The following is a 12809-nucleotide window of genomic DNA, read 5'->3' as shown; positions in this document are numbered from 1 at the left end:
TCTTGTCTGGGCGGGAAAAGTTTTCTTAGAACACCGTGAGCGCTCTGCGGCCCTCAAGAGTACAAAGGTTTGGCCGATAGGTGAAAAAAGACTCTTTCAAAATCGGGAAAGTCCTGTTATAATCAGATTATGAATGACGAGCCTATTTATTTATCCAAGCAGGGACGGTTGAAGCTGGAGCAGGAGCTGAAAAAGCTCAAAACGGAGGATCGTCCGCACATTCTATCCGAAATCAAGCGGGCCCGGCAGATGGGCGACTTGTCGGAAAATGCCGAGTACCATGCAGCCAAAGAGGCGCAGACCCATATCGAGCGGAAAATCGCCGAGCTGGAGGATAAGTTGAGTCGGGTGCGCTCATTTGATAGCGATAATATCCCCTCGGACAAGGCTTATATTTTTGCCCGGGTGCGGGTCAGGGATCTCCGCAGCGGTGAGGAGATCGAGTACAAGCTGGTGCCGGCCGAGGAGGTTGATGTTGACAATGATATTATCTCTATTAAGTCACCAATCGGCGCCGGTTTGCTGGGGAAAGCGGTCGGCGATCAGCTGGAGATAAAAGTGCCGGCGGGGGTCATTCGCTTCGAAATTCTGAAAATTTCCCGGGAATAAAAAAGCTCCCTGCACCACCGTGAGCGCAGGGAACCTCTAAGTCTCAAAAGCCGGAATATTAATCAATATTCATCTTCTTCTTCATAGTTTTCTATGTCGAGGTTTTCATCTTCTTCGTAATCTTCATCCTCGGAAACGACCTCGGCGGCCATATCAGCGCACTCGATTGAACAGTAGAACTGTCCACCCTGCTTAACCGGCTTGCCCATAAACTTCTCACCACAGAATGCGCAAATCATATCTTACCTCCATCTAACGAGCCATCGACCCAAAAATCGCCTCTGATAAAACTAAATTGCATTGCAATCCGCAAGCAAAAAATACATTTGGGTAACAATAAATTGCATAAATTCTAACACCGTCTTTCGACACTCTATTACAAAAATTAACGCCCGAAAGTTCTACTTATGAAGAATATTTTTTCAGTTCCCCAAAAAGAGGCCGCGCGGCATTAATAATTTGTCCGGCAAACGGTTACGCCGAATATGCCTGCATCCCAGCGCAAAAAAGGAAAGGAATCGGCTAATTAGAATTGGCCGATTCCATGGAAATTGGCCTATAGACAGAGCAGCGGCTTATATTTCCGGAGGCGGCGCCCCATAGGCGGCCCATTCCTCACGCGCCGGCCCAAAGACACCCGGCACTTTCAGCCCCGCCTGACGCATCAAAACAGTCAGCTGGCCGCGGTGGTGGGTTTCATGATCGATAATGATCCGGAGCGACAGTCCGCGGGGCCATTTTTCGCCATACATGTCATCGACAACCTCGAGGGTCTTGTCATCCCAGTCTTTCTGAACCTGCTCGAGAAGCGAGGCGGCGGCTTTGTCGTAGCCATCGAGAATCTCTTTGGCGGTTTTGGGGACCGGGTCGTCATGTTTGGGGCCGGCCATTTTCAATCCGGTGCGGCCGCCCATTTCCGAGACGGAGCCGACAATATGCCAGGCCACCCGTCCGATCGTGCGGTCATCGGGGGAGACACGTTGGGCCAGCGACTGATCGGTAAGGGCCGCGAGCACTTTGCGGGTGCCATTGGACTGCTGTTTCCAGGAGGTTTCGAACTCTTTGATGGAGTGTATCATGGCCAAATCCTTTCTTTGAGTTAGAGCGAATTCATCGATTTCACAGGACAGTCAAATCTATATAATAATGGTATACGTGGCAATCACATTTGGGGGAAAGAAATCATGAATCCTTTCAGAAGAAGTGTCGAAACCCCCATTCATTCCGCAGGGCGGAATTCAGGGGGAATTTCGACCTGCGAACATAATTGTTACAATGCATTATATCATAAAGAGTTACATCGGCAAATTGAAACGGAAAAGGGAGCGAAGCCATATAGAAACAACGGAACGGTTTGTCTGCCATGGGGATATCCATTTTTGGCTTTGCTTTACTAAATTTTTCATATCATTTCCGATCTCGATTTTTCTCGGTAATATTTTGGCGGAGTATTGGTTGCGGGAATTGAAAGGGATGGTCGGAAATGGGTTTGTTTTTCTTTTGGCGGACATTCTCAGGGCGTGAGTGGTTTTGGTTTGACGCGGTTATGTCGCTGTGGGTTTTGGACTTATTGCCGGAGTAGCCATGATGAAGTTCGTTGAAAAAGGGTGACAGACAGCACACCGGACTATAGGGGGAGAGAAGTTTAAGGGCGCGACACAGTTGGAAGTAGTGGCTGGTTAATAATTGTTTCCGGCTAATGGGCATAATAATAAACTTCTTTCAATAAAAGGGGGGTGCCTCCAAATCACCATCGGATCGATAGTGATTTTGTGATCCCTCACCCCTGGGTCCTCTCCCGGCCGGGAGAGGGGGAGTTCGTTTCTTCATTTTTGTATTCTGTTGTAGTGATATTGTAGCGATTTTGTTCGTTGTATTACATCCCCAGACTCCGACAAAAGTCGGAGCCTGGGAATAGCCACCCGGGCCGATAAATTGCTTTTTGACTTCAGACATATAAATAGCTGTGCTTTCTATTAATGGGGGAAGGACCCAAATCACCATCGGTTCGATGTGGATTTTGAAGGGGGGAAGGCCGCAGGGTCACGCCCGCCGTTGAGGCAGCGATCTAAAACGCTGCGGAACAATGAATATTTTTGGGTAGGTCAGGAGCTTTACGCTCCTGACATAATTGTGTCAGGTCTGCAAGAGACCTGACCTGCCAAACTGCATTTTTGCATGGAATCAACAAGGTCTATGGTTATTCCCTGGCGGCAGTTGATGCCGCCAGGGAAACTCAAAAAATCTCCATTTCAACTCTTTAATCTATGAATTCTATGATTACGCAGCGATCCTCAGGCATTCGATTACGATACGGCCATTTGATTCCCATTCCCTTCGTCTCTTTAATTTGTTCATCCCTTATGCCTATCCTGGTAAGATAGTTTTTGACATGCTGTGCTCTGGCTTCACTGAGGTGCTTCTGCGCTCTGTCTTCACGGATACTGTCTCTGAGGTCCATTTGACCTCCATTCATCATAAAACACGTATCAGTCATTCGGGTTGCATCCGTATAACCACAAATACTTATAGTGAGCCCGGGATTCGCCCGCAACCGGGATAAAACGGAATCTTTGAGTATCTGCTCATGTAATGCTGATGGTTCGGAATCGCATTCAACAAACTGATCGAGGGCGAGGCTCTGAGATAGAATTCCTTTCATTTTTACATGATTTGAAAAGGAGAAATCATCGACGGGGTCGAACCTCACTATTGCTTCCGAATCGATTCCGGGGGGGATGCTATCGAAGCCCATCCATCTAGTATCTCTGGCCTTGACAAACAAGCCATTAGAATTGCGGTCGGCACAATACATCACTGCGGCGCCCAGACTTTTGTATCTGTAATAGAGGAATCCCTCCAATTTGGCTATCGTACTTTGCGGATATTTTACATACCCGATGCGGAAATTCTTCGAAATAAGCTTAAGGCTGTCTTCAGGTGTGGGAGCGCTGACAAAGAGACTGTCCTCTTCCGTAATCTGGCGGCTTAACACCTGAAGAATCTTATCCTGCATACTGCTCCCGTTTATGAAATCCATGACGTTCTTTTTATCAAGCCATGAAACGGGCTTTACGAATTCATTGAAGTTACCCCAGTACAACTCCTTGTAGTTATCGCCAATTATGCCGAGGGCATCATGTTGTTCGTACTCGGGCTGGCGGGAACGGTTGGCGTCCCAGCGATAGCCGAAGTACTGACAATTGTCGAGATCGACGAAATGGAAGAAGGTGTTTGTCTCATTCAGATTGCTCACCACCGTATGCTTTTTGTTAAACAGAATTGCGATGAAAATGTCTTTATCCCGGCCCTTGGCTTCCGATAGGAGACCGGCCTGCGTATTAAAAGGATCCATGGCGAGATCGAAATCCAGATTAAGAGTATAGAATTTCAAATCAGTCAAATCGCCTGCGGAGGTGGGGCATTTCGAGCTATCAATCACGATTACGGTATCTATTACGGTATCTATTACGGTCCCTGCCTTAAAGCTGTCCGCGGCATAAACACGCACTTCGCCATCGTAGCGGTGCAGGCCTTTTTCGTCAAGACGGCCGTTGGCCTTTTGGTCATAAGGACTCTTCCCCCATTCATTTTTCTGGATCAGGACAGCGCCGCTCAAATCCTTATTCTCTCGAACCTTCCCGAATGAAACGGTGAATCCGATCTGTGCCACCCAGTCTTTCAAATTCTTATCTTCCGGGGTATCCTCTTTCCAGAAAACCGGTCCCGTATTACCATCGAGGGCGATATAGTCGGTCAGATAGAGTCTGGCTCCGAAGTAAAAGGAAAACCCCTTTCCGGTGCCGGGGAATTGGTGTAACCAATAGTGCTGAAATCCGGCGTAAGGATTCAGACCGGCGTTCTTATCATCACCGAAGAGACGAATTTCGGCACCGAGACCGGAAGCAGCCGAATAGGGATTCGAACCGGTCTCCGCCCCGTAAGAGCCGAAAGGCGCCAATGATATCCCTTTCCAGAATCTCATAGGAAACATGACCTTGCCGCTGATCAGCGAAAGGGGAGCATTGCCGATCAGGCCAACCTCCGGGGGAGCGAAGAGTGGTTTTCCTGCTTTTGCGAAATCAACGTCCTTGTGGATGGTCAGGCCGCCGCCGAAGAACCAGGCCGGCGGTGTCTCTTCATCAAAGCCTCGCCAGAACGCCACGCCGCCTCTAAGATCAAGGCTGAGGGTACGCTTCGAAGAAAAATAGAGGCGATTGCCGGCATACAGATAATTGCCCTGACCATCAGAACCCAATTTGGGATTGACCCAGACATATGACAAACCGATCAAGGGATTAAGCCACAAGCGTTCTTTGTTCTCGAAGACCAACTCACCATTAACTCCCCAGTTTGAGGTGACCTCGGTGGCTGGGGCCTTAAGGCCTGAGATATTACCAATTCCCCCGCCGAGGAATACTCTTGCAAATGCACGAGGGTTAAAAAGATTCGGGGAAAAGGCAGTGAAAAAGCCGTTTATAGTATTCAACGGCAAATGGTATTCGGCTCCGAAATTCCATTTTTTGATGCGTGCTGAATCTTGGGGAACGCGTGTGCTGTAAATACCGAGCGGGGACAGGCGGAAGCCGTCTCCATAATATTGCGTTTGCAGGTCCGTAAGCTTTCGATCGAACCATGCATGTAATTCGCAGATTGAATTTTTTCCTTTCGTGTCGTCCTTTACAACGCTCCCAGTATACTTTCGCAAGAGGGAATCCCGCAATGAACCAAACGCCTTGTCTGCCGCCACCGAATTCTTCTGATTGTCGGAGTTTGTGATTTGTGCGTGAATGTCTGTGGCGCAGATGCAGAATAGAACGCCGAGCACCCCCAAAAGGATCGCTGTTTGTTTCATACCTGCCTAACCTCCAAATACCTTTGCGATGCATCTATTACTCTCTGAGAATGTAGAGCACTGAAATGCACACGGTTGAAGATGTTTTCAAAATTGATGATGGAAAAAGCTCCATTCGAATTTCAAGATGCCATGCCTTTTAGAAATATTCCGTCAAACTAATATATATATATACAATGGAATACTTATTGTCAAGCCCCAAAAGGAAAAAATCAGGCCGGGCATGAAATGTTGGCATTCTATTATGATAATATGGATAGAGGTTTAAAATACCCCGGGGGCGGGTATTTTTGCCAGCGACCATAGGTCCCGCGAAAATACCAATATATATTCGCTCTGTGCTCTTCACGGTTCGAAAATGTTCATAGGAGACAATTTCTATCTCCATTACCTAATGAGAAAGGCAACCATTGATTGCGAGTCGACAGAATTGGCATCGAAAGGTATGCACCGATCCATTAATCAACTTTAGCATACGCGCTGTCCCCTTTAATTAAATGGAATGGTACTGAATGCGTCACCAGCCTAAAGTTGGAATTCAAGCATGGAGCCCAAATATAGATTACTATTGGGGGTCATGGCTTGAAAGGCTCTTGCGACTATGTCACGGGGCTTTCCCGCAATGTTGCGACCAATCAAACAAGAGGCTTCATACAAATGGCTGACAGTCAATATACTGGAAAGATCAAAGCGTCCATTCTTCGAAGTTCTGCGAATCTGTTCCGGGGGAATGGAAGGTGCACGGCCTTTTGACCACATATTCGGGGAACAATGGAATATTGGGGCTGTTAAAAAATATAATAAATAGTCAGGTGGGTCGAAGCCCTTGCGGTTTCGACACTTACCCGCATTCATATCCCATTTCCCCTTCAAAATCCACATCGAACCGATGGTAATTTAGCCCCCATCCCCCTTATGTAAGAAGAGTGTTTATTTATATGTCTAAAGTCAAAAAGCAATTTATCAACTGTCCCATCGTCAACAACTGTCACCCGAATAGAATCTTCCCCAAATTCGCTACAAGAACACTACAAGAGAATGCAAAAACGAAGAAACGAACTCCCCCCGCCCCTCGATTAAACCGCTCGCTTTGCATTGAGCAATACTCTTTGTAAAAAGCTCGTTGAAGACCTTGTCCCCAAAACGATCTAAGGCCCGCGACAGAGTCGAGTGATCCGGCAGCTTCTCGTCAAGATCGTAACCGATAAACCAGCGATAGGCCAAGTTTACATGCGCCTGCCGGATTAAATCCCGCACATGCGCTATCTCCTCAACCGCCTGAAGCAAAAACAAACGAATGATTACTTCCGGATCAATCGAGGGACGACCGTTGTCCTGACAATATTGCCCACGCACCGCTTCATGGACAAAACTCAAATCCACCACCTTATTCAAGCGCCGAATAGGGTGGTCTTCCGGGATAAATGTCTCCAACGGCGGCAGAAGCATCATCCTCATCTGTATCCGTTCTCTTTTTGTTTGCATGAACACATATAACTAATCCCCCATGTCAAAAACAACACTTTTTCAACAAGCCCGAAGTCTTGCGGTTCCGCCATTTTTAAACGCGCCATCAGCCGGCCGTGGCGGGCGCTCGTACCGATTTATTATTCTATTCCCACCATATCCTTCAGCTTGCGGATTTCGAGGTGGTTCAGATGCCGCCAGCGGCCCGGTTTCAGGTCGTCAACGCGAAGCCCCGCAAACTCCACTCGCCGCAGATCTATGACATGGTGGCCGACGCTTTTCATGAGTTGTTTGATCTCCCGTTTATGCCCCTCGGTCAGAGTCAGGCGAACTACCGAGCGTCGTACGATGCTATCCAATATTTCCACCTCCGCATGGCCGATATGCCCGTCATCCAGCTTAATTCCCTTGGAGACTTCCGCGGCATGGTCAGCCGTGAAAGCGCCGACCACCAATGCCTGATAGATTTTCTTGATCTCATACTTGGGATGAGCCAGCCGGTAAGCCAGTTCGCCGTCATTGGTTAATATCAAAGCCCCTTCGGTGTCGTAATCCAGTCTCCCTACCGGATAAACCCGCGCGCCAAGTGTTTTGACATAGTACTGAACCGTCTTCCTTTTAAATGGGTCGTGAAGCGTGGTCAGCACCATTTTCGGTTTATTCAGAAGAACATAGAATTTCTTGCGGGTCAAGCCGGCGACCGTCCCATCGACCTTGACAACATCATTCTCCTCGTCAACAATGGTGCCGAGGCGGTCAATCGTGACATCATTGACCGTGACTCTCTTTTCACTGATTAGTTGCTCCGCGCCCCGCCGGGAGGTTACCCCGCATAACGAAAGAAACTTATTTATCCGGATCAATTTCCGGACTCCTCCTTAAACGAGTATTAGGGGCTGTTTCTGTCGGAAACCCGGCAAGCCGGATGACCTCATGAATTCTCAATTACTTCCGCTTCTTCTTCCGCCATCTCTTCATCATTGACATCACCGAGGGGAACGTTATTTTCCTCTGCCTCAGTGTCAGAATCCGGGGCATCCTCAAGCTCCGCGGGCGGAATCATCTCGTCGGTATTCTCCGCGGCCAGCGGTTCATTTTCATCCCGGCTGTCCAGGGGAAGTGTCTGCTGGGCATCCGGCTCCCGCGAGGACAGCAATTCCTCAATCTCGGTCATCTTGGGCAGGTCTTCGATGGCGTTGAGATTGAAATATTTCAGGAATTCATCGGTCGTGCGATACAGAAGCGGCCGCCCGATTGTCTGCGCCCGGCCGGAAAGGGTGATCAGCTTGCGTTCCAGAAGCGTGTGCAGAACCGAATCGGAGGCCACCCCGCGAATCATCTCGATATCCAGTTTCGTCACCGGCTGGCGGTACGCGATTATGGCCAGGGTCTCCAGAGCCGAACGGGTCAGCCGCGCATTCCGCCTTCGGGTGTGAAGTTCCTCCACATACCCGGCATAATCCTCGATTATATAAAGCTGGTAACCGCCGGCCACTTTCCTTATCCGAAACGAGGAATCAGTCGCCAGATATTTCTCATTGAGGGCGGTCACGATCTCCTCGATATCGGCGGCGCTGATATCATCAACCACATCGATCACTCTTCGCGCCGATAATGGTTCCGGTGATGACAGAATCAGTGACTCAATAATCGGTAGTCTATTTCCATTCTGGTCCATATGCTTTTCTCACTATTGCAGAAAATGAAACTTCTTTATGAACTCTATTACCGGTTCGGGATTATGAAAATCATCGCCGCGATAAACTCTCAACTCCGAGAAGGGGAGCGACTGCCGCACCGTGATCCGCTTGATCTTGACCAGTTCCAGAATCGCCAGAAAAGTCAGGATTGCGGTCAGCTTGCGGGGAATATCCTCAAACAACTCTATAAAAGTGGCTGAATCTTTCCCGGCCAGAATCGCCATAATTATGGTGATGCGATCCTCAATGGTACCTGCTTCGGGATTTATCGTGTACTGGCTGTCTTGTCCGGCCCGATCCAGAACTTCCTTGAAAGCGGTCAGAAGGTCAAACAGGGTGGTGGTATCGGAGAGAATAATCTTCTCCCTGTCGCCGTTGCCGCCCCCCAGCCCGTCCGGAACAAAGACCCGCTCCTCAAGTATTCTCTTTTCGCGCAGGATTTCACCCGCCTCCTTGAATTTCTTGTATTCCAGAAGCGCTGCCACCAGATTTTCACGCGGGTCGCCCTCTTCCTCCTCCGATTCATCGCGAGGCAAAAGCAGCCGCGCCTTGATCCGGATAAGTGTCGCCGCCATCAGGATATATTCGCCGGCCAGTTCCAGATTTAAAATCTTCATCATCTCTATATACTGCATATACTGCTGGGTCACTCGGGCAATCGGAATATCATAAATATCGATTTCATCCTTGCGGATAAGATAGAGCAGAAGATCCAGCGGCCCCTGGAAAATTTCCAGGTTGACCGAATAGTTTTCTTTGGGCGTGCCGTTCATTGCCGATAATAATCCATTTTCATTGCGGCCCGGACTCTTTCCATTACTTCCGAGGCCCGTTTTCTCGCGCGAGTTGCTCCGTTTTTCAACACATCCCAGATATAATCTTTATTATTTTCAATAACAACTCTTTTTTCGCGAAGCGGGCGGAGGGACTCATTCAGATTGGCCGCCAGTTTCATTTTGCAGTCCACACAGCCCAGCTCGCCGCTTCGGCAGGGCGGGGCGATCAGCTTCTCGGGCTCCGGCGTGTAAACCTGATGCAGGCAATAAACCGGACAGATTTCCGGACGCCCGGGGTCGCCTCGGCGAAGTTTCTGCGGGTCGGTGAAATATTTCCTTATCCTCTCCGTCGTCTCTTTTTCGGTTGCCGCAATCGGTATATGATTGTCATACGATTTCGACATCTTCCGCCCATCCATGCCGGGGATAACCGGAATCTTCGTGAACAGCGCCTGCGGTTCGACAAACGTCTGCCCATAGAGAGTGTTGAATCTCTTAGCCAGATCGGCCGCCAGCCAGATATGCTTTTCCTGATCTTTCCCCACAGGCACCTTGTCGGCGTTATAAACACAAATATCGGCCGCCTGCAACACCGGATACCCCAGAAAACCGTAACTATCCAGCCCTTTTTCCTCTTTCTTCTCGGTGTAGGTCGGAAGACGGGTCAGGGTCGGGACCGTAACAATCATCGAGAAGAGAAGATGCAGTTCGGCATGCTCTTTCACATCGGATTGGACAAAAATGGCGCATCGCTCCGGATCTAGCCCCGCCGCCAGATAGTCGATTGCCAGTTGTTCCACCCGCTCTTTCATGATCCCGGTGTTTTCATAGTCGCCGGTCAGAGCGTGCCAGTCGACTATGCAGCAATACATGTTATATTCATCCTGAAGCCGCACCCAGTTCTTGAGCGCCGCCTCCAAATTCCCAATATGCAGTTCCCCGGAGGGCTGCATTCCGGATAGAATCGTTTCCCTTTTGTTCAAGATTACTCCATGAAAAGGTATTGTTTCCAGCGGTTGTCGGTGACCCCCACAAAGCGTTGGATATAGGTGATATGATTGGGGCGGGTCGGCTTGCGCAGAAGTTTCATCCCGGCCTGCATGAGCGGCCGGTTTCCTTTCATGTTGTTACAGCGGTCGCAGGCGCAGGCCAGATTTTCCCAGGTGTCGGCGCCTCCCATATTCTTGGGGATAATATGGTCGACCGTCATCGGCCCTTTGACCGCCCCGCAGTAGCAGCAGGTATGGCCGTCTCGGATAAGGACATTTTTGCGCGTCAGAAGGATTCTTTTGCGGGGGGCTTTGATATAGCGGTCGAGCCGCACTACCGAGGGCATCGGGAATGACCGGCTGATCGACCGGATTTTGACCCCGTCGTAGGTTTCGATCATTTCGGCTTTGCCCAGGAAAAGTAGAACGATCGCTCTTCGGGCCGAACAAACCGAAAGCGGTTCATAGTTTTGATTGAGCACCAATACGTTATGACTAAGCAGACTCATGTCGCCGTAAACCTCGCCGCGGGCCCTGCCCGCCTAAGCCAATAAGATTATACTTGACTTCCCGATTGTCAATAGATATTTGCTGGCCCTTTCAGGCCGCGTCCCGATTAGCGCCCTGTTCGTTGGTACCAGCCATGGGAGCCGCCGCAAATGGTGACAACAAGTGACACCCCATTACATCGGGCTTACCATATCAAATGAGAAGATGCTTTCCAAGTTTAGTAAAAATAACTTGACATAGGCGCTATGCCTAATGATATTGTTGATGAGCGCGGAAAGCATTTCGAAAAGCGATCAACCGGGGATATCAACTCGACGCAACCGAACTGATTAGGATCCTATGCCCGTCTGTGACAGTCCTCGGGTTGAATTTGGCATGTCAGCGCGCTAACTAGGTATCTCTTCAACTAGGCGTGAAATGGATACTGCTTACGCGGGTGCATTATGCAGAGTTTCGAAGCATTTTAGAGGCGTTATATGATATGGATCAATATGGACGATGTTAGCCCGTGCACAATTCAGATATTCCAAAGCGTCTGAAAGGAGGTGATATGAATGGTTTAGCTCAAAATGAGCTACAATCCAACAGGATTTAAGGAGCTTTGAATGAAATGAACGCCTATAACTGAGAAAGTTGGAGGTCCGCCAGAAATGAAGAAAACAGTTTTATGGAGTGTATCAAACCCTTATGGAGGATAATATGAAAGAACAGAAGGATTTTCTTCACGAGCATCGTAAGCATCTGCTTTCACCGAAACCCGAGTGGTTACAAGATAAGCTGAAGATATTTGGGATGAAACCGACAGAGTTGAAGCCGCTGAATCCGATTTGCAATGTTATCAAAGGGCCTGTTTACCTGGACCCAATCAGGAAATTTGATCCTCATGTCGGGGAGTTGGACAGATATATTCGTACAATATCACCCAAAAATATCGACGAACTTAAAGAACTGGCCGGTGTGCCAAACCGGGTTTTCGATAAAGAAAAACCCTGTTATCGCTTGCCCTGTGTTCAAATGCATCATCTTCCTACACGAAACATAGAGTCATTGAAGGAATTGGAGCCTGACGAAAGAATAGCGGTAAAGGATATGGCTCATAACCTGCTTTTTGGGTATGTAGACAAAAAGATAGTATCAAAGATCCCATATAAGGGTGTGATAGAGTATATGCTGGAGCGCGCCAAGCGACTAAACACATTTGTTGCTGATACTCTAATTGTCTGCCCGAACGAAGTCGTCATATTCAGGAACTTCGCCGCTGTATACATAACCAATATCATAGTATACGGTTCGGGGTGCATTAGGCTCGGCAACAATACAAAGCTGCATTCTTATCAGATCAAACACGTATAATAACAATATGAATTAAGGAGGTTAATCATGGCGATGTTCGAAGGCTCTGGAGTGGATGGAGTTAATGGGGCTCATGGTGCGAACGGCCTCGCACCGGATCCCGCGACCATAGCCAGTAACGGTGCTGCGGGCAGGGCTGCTGAATGCAGCACCTGGGGAGATGAGTCGCCGACAAATGGTGCTGCCGGCGGAAATGGAGGACAAGGCGCGCCGGGTTGGAACGGCCAAAATGGGGGTGAGGGTTCAGCTGGAACTAATGGTGCGTATGTAACCATAGATAGTACATTTCTAACTGGGACAATAACATTGAACTACAAGGGGGGAAACGGCGGCTACGGTGGCAATGGCGGCACAGGTGGTGCCGGACAGCAAGGTCAGCACGGTGGTGATGGCGGAGCTGGTGGCAGTGGCGAGGGCTGTGAACCGCATGCTGCTCAAGGGCGTGGAGGCGACGGCGGAAATGGCGGCAATGGAGGTAATGGTGGGGATGGTGGCCGTGGTGGGCGTGGCGGCAGCGGCGGTCATATAGTAATCCTCTATGATTCCGGTG

General features: G+C 49.1%; 12 protein-coding genes. 3 read left to right on the top strand and 9 right to left on the bottom strand.

All coding sequences use genetic code 11. From position 1 onward, the window contains the following. Positions 1-129: 129 nt before the first annotated feature. On the top strand, positions 130-609 hold the full coding sequence (gene greA / locus NT002_11025) for a transcription elongation factor GreA (GenBank protein ID MCX6829795.1): 480 nt from the start codon (positions 130-132) through the stop codon (positions 607-609). A 62-nt stretch (positions 610-671) separates the two neighbouring features. Here the strand turns inward: greA and NT002_11020 are convergent, their stop codons facing one another. From NT002_11020 to NT002_10980, 9 genes are all read right to left on the bottom strand, one after another. Continuing rightward, positions 672-848: a hypothetical protein gene (locus NT002_11020; protein MCX6829794.1), complete on the bottom strand. Its 177-nt coding sequence runs from the start codon at positions 846-848 to the stop codon at positions 672-674. 336 nt (positions 849-1184) lie between these two features. Continuing rightward, entirely contained in the window at positions 1185-1688 is a 504-nt protein-coding gene (locus NT002_11015) for a DinB family protein (GenBank protein MCX6829793.1), read from the bottom strand. 1181 nt (positions 1689-2869) lie between these two features. Continuing rightward, a complete protein-coding gene (locus tag NT002_11010; protein ID MCX6829792.1) occupies positions 2870-4942 on the bottom strand; it encodes a hypothetical protein in 2073 nt (690 codons plus the stop codon). 1539 nt (positions 4943-6481) lie between these two features. Next, the gene (locus tag NT002_11005) at positions 6482-6922 is read right to left on the bottom strand and encodes a transposase (GenBank protein MCX6829791.1); all 441 of its coding nucleotides are present in this window, start codon (positions 6920-6922) and stop codon (positions 6482-6484) included. 149 nt (positions 6923-7071) lie between these two features. Continuing rightward, on the bottom strand, positions 7072-7794 hold the full coding sequence (locus NT002_11000; protein ID MCX6829790.1) for a pseudouridine synthase: 723 nt from the start codon (positions 7792-7794) through the stop codon (positions 7072-7074). Between the two features lie 68 nt (positions 7795-7862). Then, positions 7863-8609 carry an SMC-Scp complex subunit ScpB gene (gene scpB / locus NT002_10995; protein ID MCX6829789.1) on the bottom strand — a complete coding sequence of 249 codons (747 nt, stop codon included), beginning with the start codon at positions 8607-8609 and terminating at the stop codon, positions 7863-7865. 12 nt (positions 8610-8621) lie between these two features. After that, a complete protein-coding gene (locus NT002_10990) occupies positions 8622-9404 on the bottom strand; it encodes a segregation/condensation protein A (GenBank protein MCX6829788.1) in 783 nt (260 codons plus the stop codon). Beyond that, positions 9401-10390 (bottom strand): tryptophan--tRNA ligase, encoded by a 990-nt coding sequence (gene trpS / locus NT002_10985; GenBank protein ID MCX6829787.1) that lies wholly within the window; start codon positions 10388-10390, stop codon positions 9401-9403. The genes NT002_10990 and trpS overlap by 4 nt, the downstream gene beginning before the upstream one ends. Positions 10391-10392: 2 nt before the next feature. After that, positions 10393-10905, bottom strand: coding sequence for an HNH endonuclease (locus NT002_10980; GenBank protein MCX6829786.1), 513 nt, complete (start codon positions 10903-10905; stop codon positions 10393-10395). 700 nt (positions 10906-11605) lie between these two features. Between NT002_10980 and NT002_10975 the strand changes: the two genes are divergently transcribed. After that, positions 11606-12259 carry a hypothetical protein gene (locus NT002_10975; GenBank protein ID MCX6829785.1) on the top strand — a complete coding sequence of 218 codons (654 nt, stop codon included), beginning with the start codon at positions 11606-11608 and terminating at the stop codon, positions 12257-12259. 400 nt (positions 12260-12659) lie between these two features. Beyond that, positions 12660-12788 (top strand): hypothetical protein, encoded by a 129-nt coding sequence (locus NT002_10970; protein ID MCX6829784.1) that lies wholly within the window; start codon positions 12660-12662, stop codon positions 12786-12788. Positions 12789-12809: the final 21 nt, after the last annotated feature.

Source organism: Candidatus Zixiibacteriota bacterium, assembly GCA_026397505.1.
Classification (GTDB): Bacteria; Zixibacteria; MSB-5A5; order GN15; family PGXB01; genus JAPLUR01.
Note: the sequence above shows the minus strand (reverse complement) of the source record. Positions and strands in the feature narration are given on the sequence as shown.